Below are 16,095 nucleotides of genomic sequence, written 5' to 3'. Positions count from 1 at the left end.
GCGCGGCCGTGCGCCGGATCCGCCCGACGGCGGGCCAGGCTCACTTCTCCACGATGATGAACTGCACGCGCCTGTTCTTGGCCTTGTTCGCGGGCGTGACGTTCGGCGCGACCGGGCGGTCCTGCCCGTAGCCCTTCGCGAGCAGCCGCGAGGCGTCCACGCCGGCCCTGGCCAGCCAGGCGCGCACCGAGTTCGCCCGGGCCTCGCTGAGCGTCTGGTTGTGCTCACGCCCGCCCGTGTTGTCGGTGTGCCCCTGGATCTCGACCTTGCGGATGTTCGGATTCCGCTGGAGCACGTCCGCGATCTCCTCCATCAGCGCGTTCGAGTCGCCCAGGATCTTCGCCGAGTCGGTCTCGAAGTGGATCTGCCGCGAGATCTTGATCTCGTTGCCCTGCACCTTCACGAGCGAGACCTTCGGCCGCTTGTTCACCGTGAGCGCGGCGCGCGTGTCCTCGCTCGTCCGGACGTCGGCCTGGTTGACGTGGTTCATGTACCCCTGCGCCTCGACCTTGAGCGTCACCGCGCCGGCCGGCAGATCCGGGAAGCGGAAGGCGCCGCTCGCGTCGGCCGTCGCCGTCTGCTCGCGGCCCGCCACGTCGACCAGCCGGATCGTCGCGCCGGCGACCGCGTCCCCGCTCTCCGTGTCCTTCACCGTCCCGACGATGTTGCCCGTCTTGGGCAGCGCTTCGAGCGAGCAGTCGACGTCCACGAACGTCGGCCCCTGCGGCTGCGCCGCGCTCGGTGCACCGCCGGGCAACCCCGGCTGCGGGCCGAAGGGCCCCGGCTGCCCGGGCTGCGGGCCGAAGGGACCGGGCTGCGGACCGAAGGCGCCGGGCTGGCCGGGCTGCGGACCGAAGGCGCCGGGCTGGCCGGGTTGCGGACCGAAGGCGCCGGGCTGGCCGGGCTGCGGACCGAAGGCGCCGGGCTGGCCGGGTTGCGGACCGAAGGCGCCGGGCTGGCCGGGCTGCGGGCCGAAGGGGCCCGGCTGCGGGCCGAAGGCGCCGGGCTGTCCGGGCTGCGGACCGAAGGCGCCGGGCTGCGGGCCGAAGGCCCCCGGTTGCGGACCGAAGGCGCCGGGCTGCCCCGGTTGCGGACCGAAGGCTCCAGGTTGCGGACCGAAGGCGCCGGGCTGCCCCGGCTGCGGGCCGAAGGCGCCGGGCTGCCCCGGTTGCAGGCCGAAGGCGCCGGGCTGCCCCGGCGCCGCCCCGCCGGCGAGGACGGTCGCCTGGCAGGTGCCCGGCTTGTAGCCGTTCGCCCGGATGTTGAATGTGTATGTCCCCGGCTCGAGGTGCCGCGTGAGGAAGCGGCCGTCCGGACCGGTCGCGTACGGCGGCTGGGGCGCGCCCTCGACCGTCACGATGGCGTCGGCCACCGCCGCGTCGGGCCGGTTCTGCTCGTGCACGAAGCCGCGCACGAAGCTCTGCGGCGCCGGCACGAGCTGCGGCGGCTCCTTGATGATCTGCGGCGCAGGGGCCGGCGGCGGCGCCTTCTGCTGCGTGTCGTAGGCGTAGCCGATCCCGAGGTACAGCGTCCACGGCGCCTGAGGCGCGACCTCCTCGATGAACACGGAGGTCGCCGACAGGCCGAGGTCGAACGCTGCATGCCCGGAGAGCCCGCGGAACGCCTTCTCGAACGGTGTCACCCGCACGCCGAGCGACAGCCGCGACGGCGCCGCGGCGTAGCCCGGCCCACCCTGGCTCTGGGGGTCGGGGGACGCGAAGTCGTCGAGCCCGAGACAGACGTCGCCGCGCGACACGCGGCTCGTGTGACACTCGTAGCCCTGCCGGTTCACCGGGATGTCGAGCGTGTACTCGAGGTACGGCTGCACCTTCGGCAGCGGCACCTCGACGCCGAGGTGGGTCTGGAAGAAGTCGACCCGGTTGATGCCGAGCCCGAACCGCTCGATGCGCGAGATCGGCTGCCGATCGCGCTCGTCAGTGAACGCCTTGGCCCGCTCCTTCTCGACCTCCTCCACGAGCTTGCCGGAGTTGTCGACCTTGTAGCCGAGGTTCACGTTCACCCGCAGCGGGAACCCCTTGCCCTGCGGCTTGCGCAGATCGAGCGTCGCGAGCCCGCGGAAGACCGCGCTCGTGCCGCCGCCGGCGAGGCCCACGTCGCCCGTGCCGTTGAGCAGCAGCAGCTGCGCCTCGCCGCCGAAGGTGAACGGCTTGCCGATCTTCGTGGGCGTGAACGCCTTCACGCCGAGCGTCGTGTCGCCGAGCACCTGCAGCAGCCGCGGGCGGCCCTGGTCGTTCGCGTTCGCGAACGTGCGGATCGACGCGTAGCCTTCGAGGAAGGGCAGGGGGGTCGCGTTCAGCGTGAAGAACGCCCCCACGTGGCTCGCCGAGTCCTCCTGCGCGTCGGGGCCGCAGGTGATCGGGTGGCCGGCGAGCGTCGACTCGGCCGGATCGCAGAGGAAGCCGCTCGTCGAGAACCAGTCGAGCAGGAACGACACCCGGAAGGTGCCCGGCGCGCCCGAGCCCGCGTACGACGTCCTGAGGAGGCCGGTCGACCCCCACAGGTTCGGCTGCGCGGTGAGCGAGAGCGCGCGCTCCTCCTCGTCCCATGCGGTGGAGCGCGGCGCCGTCGCGCCGGCCTGGAGGCCCTGATTGCCGGCGGACGCCTGCGCACCGAAGGAGAAGTTCGCGTCCGGCGGCGGCTGCCCTGGCTGCTGGCCGAACTGCGGCGGGGCGTCGCCCGGAAAGCCCGGCTGAAAGCCCGGCTGCGGGCCGAACTGCGGCGGGGCGTCGCCCGGAAAGCCCGGCTGAAAGCCCGGCTGCTGGCCGAACTGCGGCGGGGGCGCGTCGCCCGGAAAGCCCGGCTGCGGCCCGAAGGGACCGGGCTGGGCGGGAGGAGGCTGGGGCCCGAACGACCCAGGCGGCGGCGCCGGCTGGCCCGGAGGTGGCTGCGGTCCGAAGGGCGGCTGCGGCTGCTGTGCCTCGGCAGCGCCCGCGAGCGTGAGCGAGCCGACGAGCGGCAGCGCCGTGAGCGCAGCGCGCCGGAGCCTGTCGGCAAACACCTTCCGAAGCGTATGCATCGAGCCTCATCCGCGAGATCGAACAAGGAAACGCCCGCCAATCGGGACGGTGGAGACCTCGCGCGCGGCCCGTTGTATCACTCCGGGCGGCACACGAAACAGCGGTTTTCTTCGGCAGCAGCTCCTCGACAGGCCGCGCCGCACGCCTCGTTAAGCGCGGCCTCGCCGCGCCCGTGAGGCCCGGTCGTTCGGCCTCCTCCGCGCCTCGTTCCTGCGGCGCGCTCGGCGCTCTGTCGCGTTCTGCGCGCTCTGTCGCGCTTCGGCGCCGGCGACCCGGTCGCAAACGTGCTCGACCGGGGCGCCCCGGGGCGACGGCGCTCCTCGGCCGAGGCCGAGCAGCCGCCCAATTCTGCGGGCGCGCATGCTAGGAAAGCCATCACCATGGCATCCCGCGGGCGCATCCTGATCGTCGACGACGAGGCCAACGCGCGCGCGGCGCTCTCCGAGATCCTCCGCGAGGAGGGGTACACGACCGAGACCGCGGCCGACGGCTTCAAGGCGCTCGGCAAGCTCGAGGAGTTCGCGCCGGATGTGGTCCTGACCGACCTGAAGATGCCGGGGCTCGACGGCATCCGGATGATGGAAAAGGCGCAGCTCGCGCTGCCGGACGCGACGTTCGTCGTCATGACGGCGTTCGGCACCATCTCGAGCGCCGTCGAGGCGGTGAAGAAGGGCGCGTACAACTACCTGACGAAGCCGCTCGATTTCTCGGTGCTCGCGGTCGTGGTCGAGCGCGCGGTGGAGCGGGCGCGGCTGCTCCAGGAGAACTCGCGCCTGCGCGAGCGGCTGCGCGAGCGCAACGCGTTCGGCCACGTGATCGCGAGCCACCCGAGCATGGCGAAGCTCCTCCGGATGGTCGAGCAGGTGGCGCCGAGCCGCGCGAGCGTGCTGATCGTGGGCGAGACGGGCACGGGCAAGGAGCTCATCGCCGAGATGATCCACCGCGCGAGCCCGCGGGCGAAAGCGCCGCTCGTCCGGCTGAACTGCGCTGCCCTGAGCGAATCGCTCCTGGAGAGCGAGCTGTTCGGCCACGAGCGCGGCGCCTTCACGGGCGCCGTCGGCCGCCGCGAGGGCCGCTTCGAGCAGGCGAACGGCGGCACCCTGTTCCTGGACGAGGTGAGCGAGATCCCGCTCGCCACGCAGGTGAAGCTGCTGCGCTTCCTGCAGGAGCGCACGTTCGAGCGGGTCGGCGGCAACGAGACCCTCAAGGTCGACGTGCGGATCCTCGCCGCGTCGAACCGCGACCTGCGCCAGCGCATCGCCGAGGGCCTGTTCCGGGAGGATCTCTATTACCGGCTCAACGTCGTCACCCTGGAGATCCCGCCGCTCCGCGAGCGCCGGAGCGACATCCCCGAGCTCGCGACGTTCTTCCTGGGCCGCTATGCGCAGGAGAACGGCAAGCGGATCGATGGCTTCACGGACGAGGCGCTGTCGGCGCTGACGAGCTACTCGTTCCCCGGCAACGTGCGCGAGCTGGAGAACGCGATCGAGCGGGCGGCGGTGCTCTGCGACGGCGCGCGCATCGAGCTCCGGCACCTGCCGGCGCAGATGGGGTCCGAGCCGGCCGAGGCGTCCGACGCGATGCCGCGCGTCCCCGGGAGCACCATCTACGACCTGGAGCGTTACGCGATCCTGCGCACGCTCGAGGCGTGCAAGGGCTCGACCTCGAAGGCGGCGACGATCCTCGGGATCAGCCCGCGCAAGATCCAGTACAAGCTGCACGAGTACAGCGCGGCCGGGCGTGGCCGGGCACGGCCGGGAGACGGCGCGTCCGGCGAGAGCTCCGAGGGCGAGGAGGGCGCATGAGCAGCGGTGCCGGATCGATCGTCGAGGAGCGCGGCGAGCGCGCCGTGCCGGCCGGCGCCGGCGGGGAGGCGCTGGACGGCGAGCTGCTGATCGACGTCCGCGGACTCCTCAAGACGTTCCAGGTGGGCTTCTTGCGCCGGAAGGCGGTCGAGGCGGTCAAGGGAGTGAGCTTCGGCGTGCGCCGCGGCGAGATCTTTGGCTTTCTCGGGCCGAACGGCGCCGGCAAGACGACGACGATCAAGATGCTGACGGGCCTCATCGCCCCGACCGGCGGTGAGGCGTACCTGTTCGGCGCGCGCGTGCCGTCGCCCGAGGCGCGCCGGAAGATCGGCTTTCTGCCGGAGAACCCGTACGTGTATCCCTACCTCACCCCGCGCGAGTTCGTGGAGCTCTGCGGCCGCCTGTCCGGGATGCGCGGCGCTGCGCTGCGCCGGCGGACGATGGAGGTGCTCGATCAGGTGAAGATCGCGTACGCCGCGGATCGGCAGGTGCGCCGGCTGTCGAAGGGGATGCTGCAGCGCACGGGGCTGGCCGCCGCGCTGGTCGCCGATCCCGAGATGCTGATCCTGGACGAGCCCATGAGCGGCCTCGATCCGGTGGGCCGCAAGGAGGTGCGCGATCTCATCTTTGCGGAGCGCGATCAGGGCCGGACGATCTTCTTCTCGACGCACATCCTGAGCGACGTCGAGGCGATGTGCGATCGCGTGGCGATTCTGCGCGAGGGCCACGTGGTGGTGAGCGGCGCGATCCGGCAGCTCCTGCGGGGCGACGTGCTGCGCACCGACGTCACGCTGGCGGGCGCGAGCCCGGCCCTCCTCGAGGAGCTCGGCGCGCTGGGCTTCGCGACCACGCGCCGCGGCGACGTCGTGGTGGTCGACGTGGAGGGCGAGGCGGGCGTGCGCGAGGTGCTTCAGCGCTCGCTCGCCGCGGGCGCGCAGGTGGTCGAGGTGACGCCGCGCCGCGAGACGCTCGAGGACCTCTTCATGCGCCGCGCCCTCTGAGCGAGGTCCGCTCGCTTCGGATACGGGCCCATCTCGACGTTTTCGGTGCTCGGCGTACGAGAGTACGCCTGCGCGCCGAAAACGCCGATCTGGGCCCGTCTCCTGTGCGAGCGGGCCTCGCGCTGCGCCGTGGATGGGGAGGGAGAGCTCGGCGCGCTGCGCCGCGGATGGGGAGGGAGAGAGGGGGGGCGCTAGGCCGTGGCGCCGGCGACGTCCTGCTTGGCCGCCTCGATGATCTCGAGCGCGTACGCCTCGATGGTCGATGCGTCCTCGCCCTCGACCATGACGCGCAGCTTCGGCTCCGTCCCGCTCCACCGCACGAGGATGCGCCCCTTGTCCCCGAGCGTCTTCTCGATGCGATCGACCGCGATCCGCGTCCGCTGCATGCTGTCGAGCGGCAGCCGCGTCGAGAACGTCGCGTTCTCCAGCACCTGAGGCACCCGCTGCATCGCGCTCGAGGCGAGCTCGCTCAGCGGCTTGTCCTCCTCCATCATGATCGCGAGCACCTGCAGCGCCGCCACGATGCCGTCGCCCGTCGTCGCGTGGTCGAGGAAGATGAGGTGCCCCGACTGCTCGCCGCCGAACGAGTAGCCGCCGTTCCGCATCGCCTCGACGACGTAGCGGTCCCCGACCGCCGTCCGCACCACGTGCCCGTTCTGGGCCTTGAGCGCGCGCTCAAGGCCGAGGTTCGACATCACCGTCGTCACGATCGTGCTCCGCGGCAGCTTGCCGATGCGCAGCATCCTGAGCGCGCAGAGCGCCATGATCGCGTCGCCGTCCACGACCTGGCCGCGCTCGTCGACCATGATCACCCGGTCCGCGTCGCCGTCGAGCGCGATGCCGATCGCCGCGCCCCGCTTGAGCACCTCGGTCGTCACGTTCTCCGGGTGCAGCGCGCCCGTCTCGCGGTTGATGTTGCGGCCGTTCGGCTTCACGCCGAGCGCTGTCACGTGCGCGCCGAGCTCGGTGAACACCGAGGGCGCCACGCGGTAGGCCGCCCCGTGCGCCGCGTCGACGACGATCTTCACGCCGTCGAGCGACAGCGCCGTGGGGAACGTGCTCTTGCAGAACACGACGTACCGCCCCCGCGCGTCGTCGAGCTTCACCGCGCTGCCGATCGCCGACCCCACCACCCGGGCCTCGTCGAGCTCGTGGCTCTCCATGAGGCGCTCGATCTCCTCCTCCGCCGAGTCGGGCAGCTTGTAGCCGTCGGGCCCGAAGATCTTGATGCCGTTGTCCTGATACGGGTTATGGCTCGCGCTGATCACGACCCCGGCGTCGGCCCGCATGCTCTGCGTGAGCTGCGCGACCGCCGGCGTCGGAATCGGCCCGCTCAGCATCACGCGGCCACCCATGGCGCACACGCCGGACGCGATCGCGGTCTCCAGCATGTAGCCGGACAGCCGCGTGTCCTTCCCGATCACCACCCGCACCTGCCGCGACTTCCCGTGGCTCGCGACGAACGCGATCGCCCGCCCGAGCCGCAGCGCCATCTCGGGCGTCATCGGCGGCTGGTTCGCCACGCCGCGCACCCCGTCGGTGCCGAAGAGCTTGCGCCCCGCGGAGGCCTTCTGTGGTGCGCCCGTCGCCGACGGAGCGCCCTCCCTATGATCCTTCTTGGTGTGCTTCGGCACGGTCCCTCTCTGTGGGTCTGGGCTGAGGAGACCACCCTTAGCAACCTTTGCCAAGACAGCCTACGGCCAACTGCCGGCGCGGCGACCCTGGGCTCATCGTTCCGCTTTTGTGATGCGGTCGCTCATCGCGCCGCTTTTGTGACGCGGTCGCTCATCGCGCCGCTTCCGTGTGACGCGGTCGCTGCCTGCGCCACCGTTCGCCGCGCGCCGGCGCCGGCGGCGGCGCACCGGTCACCGCGCCGCTTCCGGCGGCGCCTCGTTGTTGCGCCGCGCCGCCTCGTTGCTCAGCCGCAAGAGGACCGACCCCTGCGCCGGCGCGTGCAGATCCCGCCCGCGCGTCGTCCCCTCGCCGCCGCGGGGCGACGGCAGGAGCGCGTTGATCAGGCCCATCAACCGCACCGTCGTCTGAGGCGCGATCCCGTGCGCCCAGCTGAGCAGGTGCGAGGACAGCCCGAGCTTCACCTCGGCGCGCCCCTCGCGCGCCGCCGCCACCACCTGCCGCGCCGCGCGCCGCGCGTCGATCGTCGCGATCGGGATCGACGAGACCAGGCTGAACCAGCCGAACTCGCGCTGCGGGTTGCCGCCGAACTCGGCGTTGTAGATCGACCCCGTGCGCATGGGCCCGGGGATCACCGTGGTGACGCGCGGGCCCCGCGCGCTGCCGTGGGAGAGCTCGGCTCGGAGGCTCTCCGAGAAGCCCATCATCGCGAACTTCGACGCATTGTACCCGAGCATGTGCGGCACGGCGACGCGCCCGCCGATGGACACCACGTTCACGATCCGCGCCGCGCGCCCCTGCCGCTGGAGGTGCGGCAGCGCGCGCAGGGTCGTGTAGACCGCGCTCCAGAAGTTCGAGCGCATCGCCTCGTCGAGCTCCTCCACGCCGAGGTCCTGCATCGGCGCGACCTGGATCACGCCGGCGTTGTTCACGAGCACGTCGATCCGGCCGAACACGCTCGCCGTGCCGTCGATGAACGCCTCGGCGGCGGCGCGATCGCCGAGGTCGCACGCCACCGCGTGCACCTCGATGCCGAGCGTCCGCAGCCGCTGCTCCGCCCGGTCGAGCGCCCCCGCGTCGCGGCCGGCGATCGCCACCCGGGCGCCGTGCCGGCCGAACTCCTCGGCCAGGAGCAACCCGAGCCCGCGGGAGCCGCCCGTGACGACCACGACCCGGCCGCGCAGGTCGAGCCGCCGCAGGGCGCGGAACGCCATCCGCGCGAACGCGGCCGCCCCGAGGGCTGCCGCAGGAAAGAGCACCGGAGAACGCCGCTTCCTGAACGCCATGCCGCCGGACCGGCATCGCCCGTGCCAGACCGGCGCGCCGTCACGCAGCGACGCGCCTGCACATCGCGCGGCGGCGCGCTCGCTTCAGAGCGTCACGACAGGGTCCGGCACGATGCCGAGCAGCGCCGACCGCACCTCGCCGACCAGGTAGATCGAGCCGGCCACGACGACGAGCCCACCCGCCCCGGCGACCTCGATCGCTCTCGCCACCGCCGCGCGCGGATCGCCGATCGGCTCGCCCGGCGCGATGTCGCGCAGCGCATCGAGCGGGGCCGCCGCGCGGCCCTGCGGCGTCGCGTAGAACCGCCGCTGCGCACGCGGGGCGAGCGTCTGTAGCATTTCGCCCCACCCCTTGTCGCCCATCGCTCCGAACACGAGCGCGGTGCGCGCCGCGCCCGGACCCTCCTCGTCGAGCCACGCGGCGAGCGCCTGGGCGCCGTGCGGGTTGTGCGCAGCATCGAGCAGGACCTGGGCGGCGCCCGCGTCGATCCGCTCCAGCCGGCCGGGCCAGCGGGTCGCGGCGAGCCCCTCCGGGAGCGCCCGCTCGATCTCGGGCCACCGGCCCGCGAGCTGCCACGCGATCCCGCACGCCACGCCTGCGTTCTCCGCCTGGTGCGCCCCGCGGAGGCCGAGCTCCACCTCGAGCGCGCGGCGCCCCGGTCCGGCGATGCGCGTCGCGCGCGCTTCAGGCCCCGCGCGCCCCACCGCGATCTCGCCCGCGCGCCCGCCGTGCTCGGCCCGCGCAACGCGGAGGCGCGGGCCGGCCCCGATCGCCTGTGCGACCGCCTCGATCGCGGCGTCGGCCTCGGGATCGAGCGGGCCGAGCACCACGGGCGCGCCCGGCTTGAGGATGCCGGCCTTCTCCCGGGCGATGTCGGCCAGCGTCGGGCCGAGCAGGTCCACATGGTCGAACGCGATCGACGTGATCGCCGTGCAGAGCGGCGCCGCGATCACATTGGTCGCGTCGAGCCGCCCGCCGAGGCCGACCTCGAGGATCGCGAGGTCGACGTCCGCGTCGCGGAACGCAACGAACGCGGCCACCGTCAGCGCCTCGAAGAACGTGAGCGGCGAGGGGACCCGCTCCAGCGCGGCCGCGAGCGCGCGCTCGAGCGCCGCGTCGCCGATCGCGTCGCCGCCGATGCGGATGCGCTCGGCGAAGCGGGACAGGTGCGGCGACGTGTAGAGCCCGGTGCGGAGCCCGGCCGCGCGCGCGACCGACTCGACCATCGCGCACACGCTCCCCTTGCCGTTGGTGCCGGCGACGTGCACAGCGGAGAGCTCGGCCTGGGGGTCGCCGAGCGCCGCGAGCGCCTCGCGCATCCGGTCGAGCCCGAGCACCATGCCGCGCGGCGCCCGCTGCCCCAGCGCCGCGAGCAGCGCCGGGAGCCGCGGCGCCGCCGAGCTCATCGCCGCGCCTGGCGATTGCCCACGAGGTGCTGGAGCAGCGTACCGATGTACGCCTTCATCTCGGGGCGCGGCACGATGGCGTCGACCATCCCGTGATCGAGCAGGAACTCGGCCCGCTGGAAGCCCTCCGGCAGCGTCTGCCGGATCGTGTTCTCGATGACCCGGGGGCCGGCGAAGCCGATGAGCGCCTTCGGCTCGGCGATGTTCACGTCGCCGAGGAAGGCGAAGCTCGCCGCCACGCCGCCCGTGGTCGGGTGGAGCAGCACCGAGAGGAACGGGAGCCGCGTCTTGCGGTAGCGCTCGAGCGCGGCCACGCTCTTCGCCATCTGCATCAGCGAGAGGATGCCCTCCTGCATCCGCGCGCCGCCCGACGACTGGAGGAGCACCACCGGGAGCTCCTCCCGCGTCGCGCGCTCGAACAGCCTCGTGATCTTCTCGCCGACGACGGAGCCCATGCTCCCGCCCATGAAGGCGAAGACGAACGCGCCGTACGCGATGTCGCGGCCGTCCAGCCTGGCCCGGCCGATCTCGATCGCCTCCTTCGCGCGCCCCTTCTTGTGGAGCGCCGCGACGCGGTCCCGGTAGCTCTTGCCGTCGCTGAACCGGAGCGGATCGTTGGGGACGAGGTGGTCGTCCCACTGGGCGAGCTCGCCGTCGTCGAGCAGGAGCCTCCGCCACCCCTCGGCGTCGAGCTTGTGGTGGTGGCCGCACTGCGAGCACACCTCGAAGGTGCGGGCGAGCTCGGAGGCGTCGTGCGTGTGCGAGCAGCCGTCGCAGCGACGGAACACGCCCGCTCCCAGCGAGCGCTTCTCGCTCGCGTCGGTCGTCGGCAGGGTCTTTTCGGGCCAGGTCATCGGCGAACCCTCAGGCGCCCCGCTGGCCCATCTCCTGGACATCGGAGGGGACCCGGAGCGTTGGTTGTGTCTTCTCCTGCACCTCTCGGGCGCTCACGCCGGGCGCGAGCTCGCGCAGCACGAGCCCCTCGGGCGTCACGTCGAGCACGGCGAGATCGGTGATGATCCGGTGGACCACGCCGCGCCCGGTGAGGGGCAGCGCGCACTCGGTCAGGATCTTCGGCGCGCCGTTCTTCGCCGCGTGATCCATGATCACGACGACGCGCTTCGCGCTCACCACGAGATCCATCGCCCCGCCCATCCCCTTCACCATCTTGCCGGGGATCATCCAGTTGGCAAGATCGCCCTTCTCGGAGACCTCCATGGCCCCGAGGATCGCGAGGTCGATGTGGCCGCCCCGGATCTGCGCGAACGACTCGGCGCTCGAGAAGATCGCCGAGCCGGGGAGCATCGTCACGGTCTCCTTGCCGGCGTTGATGAGGTCCGGGTCCTCGGCGCCCTCGACCGGGTACGGGCCGATGCCGAGCAGCCCGTTCTCGCTCTGGAGCACCACCTCGACCCCGGCGGGGATGTAGTTGGCGACGAGCGTCGGCATCCCGATGCCGAGGTTGACGTAGTAGCCGTCCTTGAGCTCCAGCGCGGCGCGCTGCGCGATCTGTTCCCGCGTGAGTCCCATCGTCTCCCCTGTCCCGGCGCCGCGCCTAGGCGGCCGACGCCTTGCGCACCGTGCGCCGCTCGATCCGCTTCTCGTGGCGCTCGCCCTGGAAGATCCGGTGAACGAAGATCCCGGGCGTGTGGATGTGGTCCGGGTCGAGCGACCCGACCTCGACGAGCTCCTCGACCTCGGCGATCGTCACCTTCGCGGCCATCGCCATCATGGGGTTGAAGTTCATGGCGGTGTGGCGGTAGACGAGGTTGCCGAACCGGTCGCCCTTCCAGGCCTTCACGAGCGCGAAGTCGCCGCGGATGGCCGGCTCGAGCACGTAGTCGCGGCCGTCGAACTGCCGCACTTCCTTCTTCTCGGAGTACCTCTTCACCGTGCCGTCGGGGTTGTAGAGCACCGGCAGCCCGCCCTCGCTGATGGCCGTGCCCGCCCCGGTCGGGGTGTAGAACGCCGGGATCCCGGCGCCCCCGGCGCGGATGCGCTCGGCCAGCGTGCCCTGCGGCGTGAGCTCGACCTCGAGCTCACCGCTCAGGTACTGCCGCTCGAACTCCTTGTTCTCGCCGACGTACGACGAGATCATCTTCCGGATCTGGCGGTTCTGAAGGAGGATCCCGAGGCCGAAGCTGTCGACCCCGCAGTTGTTGGACACGACCACGAGATCCTTCGTGCCGAGCTCGCGGAGCGCAGCGATGCAGTGCTCCGGGATGCCGCAGAGGCCGAAGCCGCCCGAGAGGATCGTGGCGCCGCCGGGGATGTCCCTCACGGCATCCAGAGCGCTCTTGTAGACCTTGTCCATGGCCGACCGAGAGGTACCCCAACTGGCCGCGAGGCAAAAGCCTCCGCTGCCGCCGCAGCGCGGCACGGGGACCGGGCGGCGCCGGCTTTTTGGCCCTACCCGCCGAAACCCCGTAACGCACCGGTGTGCCTCGACCGCTCTCCTTGCTGTTCACGATCCTGGCGCTCTCCTTGCCCGGCGCCCCGGCGGCCGCGGCGCCGGACGCGCAGGCGCGCTCTGCCGCGGAGACGCCGGCGGGCTCGAAGGCGCGCTCTGCAGCGAAAGAGCCGGCAGGCTCGAAGGCGCGCCCCGCCGCGGGCACACGGGCGCGCGCGGGGTCGCCGCGCGCGCGGCTCACGAAGGACGCCGGCAAGGGCCACCGTCCCCGCGCCGGCGACGCAGGGGCGAGATCGGCCGAGCCGGCCAAGACCAAGGCCGCGCCCAAGGCGCCCGCCTCGTCGGTCGGCCACCCGAACGAGGGGCGCCTCGAAGGCGGCGTGCGGCTCGACACCTCGCGCAAGGACATCCGCGTCGTGCCCGCCTACGCGCACGCCGACGTCCGCTGGGGGGTGCCGGCGCTCGTCGGCATGATCGAGCGCGCGGCGCGCGGCGTGGCCAGGCGCTTCCCGGGCGCCGTGCTCGAGGTCGGCGACCTGTCGCGCCAGCGCGGCGGCGACGTCCACCGCCACAACTCCCACGAGAGCGGCCGCGACGTCGACCTCGGCTTCTACGCGCTCGACGGCCGCGGCAAGCAGGTCCACGCGCCGCGCTTCCTGCAATTCAACGCCCGGCTCGCCTCGACCAACCTGCCCGGGGCGCGCTTCGACGTGCCCCGCAACTGGCTGCTCGTGCAGCACCTGCTCACCGACCCCCGCGCCCACGTGAGCCACATCTTCATCTCCGATCCGCTGCGGCACGCGCTGCTCGCCCACGCCAAGCGCATCGGCGTCTCCCGCGCGCTGCTCGTCCGCGCGCAGCTCGCCATGATGCAGCCGACGGGCGCCGAGCCGCACGACGACCACATGCACGTGCGCATCTCCTGCCCGCGCGCCATGCGCGGCAGCTGCATCGAGCTCGCGAAGAACGCGCCCTCGTTCCGCACGCGCGGGCGCATGGCGAAGACGGCCAAGGCGCTCCGGACCCCCTCCGCCCGCGCTCAGGCCGCGCGCCCGCAGGCGGCGACCGCGACGCCCGCGCCGGAGCGGCCCCGCGAGGCCGGAGCGAGCCGGCGCGATCCCGCGAAAGGCTCGCGCCGCGAGGACCCGCGCCGCGAGGAGCCGCGCCCTGAGAAGGAGGGGCGCCGCGCCGTGCCGCGCGCGGGTGAAGCCGACGCGCTCCCCGCCGCCGCCGCGCGCGCGGCAGCGCAGCAGCCCATGGGCGGCCTCGACCTGTCGTTTCTGCGAAAGTCCACGTCCCAGGACGACGTCGAGGCCGACTCGGACGGCGCCGACGCGAGCGGCGCGCTCGACGACAGCGGGGCGCTCAAGATCACGGACTGAGACCCGCCTCCCCGCGCACCGTCACAGTCAGGCGCCTATAACGCAATGCGTTGCAGGTGGTTCCGCAATCTTTGACCGGGGCGCCATCGCATCTGGACCGCGAGAGAAATCCTCGTGCAGACTGGGGTGGATAAAGGGGGGTGTTCATGCGCCAAGCTGACTCCCACACCTCGATTCCCACGCTTCCATCGGCTCCGTCGCTCGTCGCCAGCGGTCACGATCGGCGCGCGCTGCTCGCGGCGCTCACGTTCGTCGACAAGCCTCCACAGAGCTGCGTGGCGCTCGCGCGCTGGTTCGAGAAGCACCTCGTGGCGCCCGGGCGGATGCCACGCCCGGCCTATGTGACCGAGGGCTTCTCCAAGCAGGTGGCGCTCGGCCCGCTCGCCCCGGCAGAACCGGACGAGCCCGAGCTCCAGGAGCTCGTCGAGGCGGCGCGGTTCCGGGTGCTCGCCTCGCTCCGCGCCTTCATGCCGCCCGCCGCGGACGATCGCTTCCTCGCCGCCGCGATCGACGGCGGGCGCGTGCGCCGCGCCGGAGACGCCGCGCTCTGGGAGTCGTGCCCGCGCGAAGAGGACTTGCTCAGCGACATCGTCCTCAGCCTGTTCGCGGTGGACATGCTGAACTACCGCGAGTTCCACGACGCCTATCTCTGCGTCTGCAAGACCTGCCTCCGCATCGACTTCGACCCGAGCCGATCCGGCCGCACCGGCTGCCCCGAGCACCAGCCGACCGCCACGGTCAGCGTGATGCGCCGCAGCCGCCCGCCGCTCTGACGCCGGCCCGCGATCGCGCGGCTGGCGCCGGTCGCTGGGCGCAAGCCGCTCGCGGGGCCCTGCCGTTCACGGAGCCCGCGCGACGCTGCCGTTCACGGCGCCCGCGCGACGCCGCCGTTCACGGCGCCCGCGAGCGGGAGGCAGCTCAGAGGCAGCCGAGGCGACACCTGGACGCCTGCTCCAGGCACGTCGACAGGCAGCTCTGGTAGCGCTGGTACTGGCTGCCCTGCGTGGGCTCCTTACCGCATTGCGTCGCCCTGCACGCCTTGTGTCGCCGCTCGCACGCCCCCACGCACCCGGCGTTGCCGCCGGCGGGCGTGTTGCCGGCCGCGGCGGCCGCGCGAGGCGCCGCCCCTGCAGCGGCCGGCGGCAACGCCGGGCGCTCCGCCGCCGGCGCATCGCTCCCTTGCGCCGGGGCCGTCCGTTGCGCCGGGTGGGCGGGCGCCGGTCCGCAGCGCTCGAAGGCGCGGCGCATCACGTCCTCCGCGGAGCCCGGAGAGATCTCGCACGCCCGCGCCACGCTCTCGATCCGGCGCTCGATCGCGGCGGCCGCGCGCGCCGCGACCCCGTCCGGTCGGGCCGCCGGCGGCGGGGCGCTCGCGGGAGCGGCGCTCGCGGGCGCGGCGCTCGCCCGCGCCGCCGCATCGTCCGGCGCGCTCGACGCCCTGCCGATCAGGAAGGCGACGAACAGGCTGACCGCCACGAGCCCCAGGGCGGCGAGCAGGAGCCGCGAGTCGATGCGGCGCGAGGCGCGGGCCGGCGCGCGCTCGGCGGCGCCCGGAGGGCCGGCCGCGCGGTACGCCGGCCCGGCGGCGCCGGGCGACCGCAGCTTCGCGGGCTCCGCCATGGGGACGGTCGGCGTCCGTGTGGTCGGCGGGATCGGCGGCGGCGCCAGCGTCGGGACCTCCGTGGGAGGCGAGGGGACCTGCAGCGGCGCGAGCTTCGGCAGCGGCGCCGGTCGCGGGATGTCCGTGTGCGCCTGCGCGATCGATGTGGCCGGCGGCACCATCGGCATGTCGGGCCACTCCACGAGCGGCCGTACCGCGCGGAGCTGCTCGACGAGCGACAAGAGCTCGCGCCGCTGCTCGAAGCGGCGGACGAGCTCGTGCGCTGCTCCCTGGATCCCCCGATCCCAGGGGATGTCGGGCACGCCGAGCTCTTCTGCGAAGCGGCGCAGCTCGGCCAGGCTGAAGCAGGCCGTGATGCGTCCGCGGATCTCCGCGGCGTTGCGCGCCGTGTTGCCGGCGCTCCGCGGCGTCCCCGTGACCTCGTCGTCCACGCCCGCAGCTTACCGCACGCGCCACCGAAGCCGAACCTGGTATAGGCTCGGGACATCGTGTCCCCGCGCTGCGGCACCCGGG

At 73.1% G+C, this 16,095-nt stretch carries 12 protein-coding genes; 4 read left to right on the top strand and 8 right to left on the bottom strand.

Annotation, left to right across the window (positions count from 1 at the left end; genetic code table 11):
- Positions 1-40: 40 nt before the first annotated feature.
- Entirely contained in the window at positions 41-3,037 is a 2,997-nt protein-coding gene (locus WMF36_RS30690) for a carboxypeptidase regulatory-like domain-containing protein (RefSeq protein ID WP_437574316.1), read from the bottom strand.
- Between the two features lie 381 nt (positions 3,038-3,418).
- Between WMF36_RS30690 and WMF36_RS30685 the strand changes: the two genes are divergently transcribed.
- Both WMF36_RS30685 and WMF36_RS30680 read left to right on the top strand, forming a co-directional pair.
- Positions 3,419-4,843, top strand: a complete 1,425-nt coding sequence (locus WMF36_RS30685; RefSeq protein ID WP_437574315.1) for a sigma-54-dependent transcriptional regulator — start codon at positions 3,419-3,421, stop codon at positions 4,841-4,843.
- On the top strand, positions 4,840-5,844 hold the full coding sequence (locus WMF36_RS30680; RefSeq protein ID WP_437574314.1) for an ABC transporter ATP-binding protein: 1,005 nt from the start codon (positions 4,840-4,842) through the stop codon (positions 5,842-5,844). Before WMF36_RS30685 ends, WMF36_RS30680 begins: the two co-directional genes overlap by 4 nt.
- Before the next feature lie 191 nt (positions 5,845-6,035).
- Here the strand turns inward: WMF36_RS30680 and glmM are convergent, their stop codons facing one another.
- The 6 genes from glmM to WMF36_RS30650 all read right to left on the bottom strand — a co-directional run bounded on the left by glmM (position 6,036) and on the right by WMF36_RS30650 (position 12,483).
- Positions 6,036-7,478, bottom strand: a complete 1,443-nt coding sequence (glmM, locus tag WMF36_RS30675) for a phosphoglucosamine mutase (RefSeq protein WP_437574313.1) — start codon at positions 7,476-7,478, stop codon at positions 6,036-6,038.
- Between the two features lie 231 nt (positions 7,479-7,709).
- The gene (locus WMF36_RS30670) at positions 7,710-8,762 is read right to left on the bottom strand and encodes an SDR family NAD(P)-dependent oxidoreductase (protein WP_437574312.1); all 1,053 of its coding nucleotides are present in this window, start codon (positions 8,760-8,762) and stop codon (positions 7,710-7,712) included.
- A gap of 84 nt (positions 8,763-8,846) precedes the next feature.
- Positions 8,847-10,169, bottom strand: coding sequence for a bifunctional folylpolyglutamate synthase/dihydrofolate synthase (locus tag WMF36_RS30665; RefSeq protein WP_437574311.1), 1,323 nt, complete (start codon positions 10,167-10,169; stop codon positions 8,847-8,849).
- On the bottom strand, positions 10,166-11,023 hold the full coding sequence (gene accD / locus WMF36_RS30660) for an acetyl-CoA carboxylase, carboxyltransferase subunit beta (RefSeq protein ID WP_437574310.1): 858 nt from the start codon (positions 11,021-11,023) through the stop codon (positions 10,166-10,168). The genes WMF36_RS30665 and accD overlap by 4 nt, the downstream gene beginning before the upstream one ends.
- Before the next feature lie 10 nt (positions 11,024-11,033).
- A complete protein-coding gene (locus tag WMF36_RS30655) occupies positions 11,034-11,699 on the bottom strand; it encodes a CoA transferase subunit B (RefSeq protein ID WP_437478402.1) in 666 nt (221 codons plus the stop codon).
- 25 nt (positions 11,700-11,724) lie between these two features.
- Entirely contained in the window at positions 11,725-12,483 is a 759-nt protein-coding gene (locus tag WMF36_RS30650) for a CoA transferase subunit A (RefSeq protein ID WP_437574309.1), read from the bottom strand.
- A gap of 125 nt (positions 12,484-12,608) precedes the next feature.
- Between WMF36_RS30650 and WMF36_RS30645 the strand changes: the two genes are divergently transcribed.
- Together WMF36_RS30645 and WMF36_RS30640 are read left to right on the top strand one after the other, a co-directional pair.
- Positions 12,609-13,961 carry a penicillin-insensitive murein endopeptidase gene (locus tag WMF36_RS30645; protein WP_437574308.1) on the top strand — a complete coding sequence of 451 codons (1,353 nt, stop codon included), beginning with the start codon at positions 12,609-12,611 and terminating at the stop codon, positions 13,959-13,961.
- 146 nt (positions 13,962-14,107) lie between these two features.
- Positions 14,108-14,734: a hypothetical protein gene (locus tag WMF36_RS30640; RefSeq protein WP_437574307.1), complete on the top strand. Its 627-nt coding sequence runs from the start codon at positions 14,108-14,110 to the stop codon at positions 14,732-14,734.
- Positions 14,735-14,879: 145 nt separating this feature from the next.
- Here WMF36_RS30640 and WMF36_RS30635 read toward each other — a convergent pair whose 3' ends face one another.
- Complete coding sequence (locus WMF36_RS30635) at positions 14,880-16,013, bottom strand: hypothetical protein (RefSeq protein ID WP_437574306.1); 1,134 nt, start codon at positions 16,011-16,013, stop codon at positions 14,880-14,882.
- Between the last annotated feature and the right edge of the window lie 82 nt (positions 16,014-16,095).

Source organism: Sorangium sp. So ce887, assembly GCF_051521455.1.
Lineage (GTDB): Bacteria > Myxococcota_A > Polyangia > Polyangiales > Polyangiaceae > Sorangium.
Note: the sequence above shows the minus strand (reverse complement) of the source record. Positions and strands in the feature narration are given on the sequence as shown.

Coding starts and splice junctions, on each gene's coding strand:
- WMF36_RS30680 (WP_437574314.1), top strand. CDS start 4,840: ATGAGCAGCGGTGCCGGATCGATCGTCGAGGAGCGCGGCGAGCGCGCC.
- WMF36_RS30640 (WP_437574307.1), top strand. CDS start 14,108: ATGCGCCAAGCTGACTCCCACACCTCGATTCCCACGCTTCCATCGGCT.
- WMF36_RS30655 (WP_437478402.1), bottom strand. CDS start 11,699: ATGGGACTCACGCGGGAACAGATCGCGCAGCGCGCCGCGCTGGAGCTC.
- WMF36_RS30650 (WP_437574309.1), bottom strand. CDS start 12,483: ATGGACAAGGTCTACAAGAGCGCTCTGGATGCCGTGAGGGACATCCCC.
- WMF36_RS30665 (WP_437574311.1), bottom strand. CDS start 10,169: ATGAGCTCGGCGGCGCCGCGGCTCCCGGCGCTGCTCGCGGCGCTGGGG.
- accD (WP_437574310.1), bottom strand. CDS start 11,023: ATGACCTGGCCCGAAAAGACCCTGCCGACGACCGACGCGAGCGAGAAG.
- WMF36_RS30690 (WP_437574316.1), bottom strand. CDS start 3,037: ATGCATACGCTTCGGAAGGTGTTTGCCGACAGGCTCCGGCGCGCTGCG.
- WMF36_RS30685 (WP_437574315.1), top strand. CDS start 3,419: ATGGCATCCCGCGGGCGCATCCTGATCGTCGACGACGAGGCCAACGCG.
- WMF36_RS30670 (WP_437574312.1), bottom strand. CDS start 8,762: ATGGCGTTCAGGAAGCGGCGTTCTCCGGTGCTCTTTCCTGCGGCAGCC.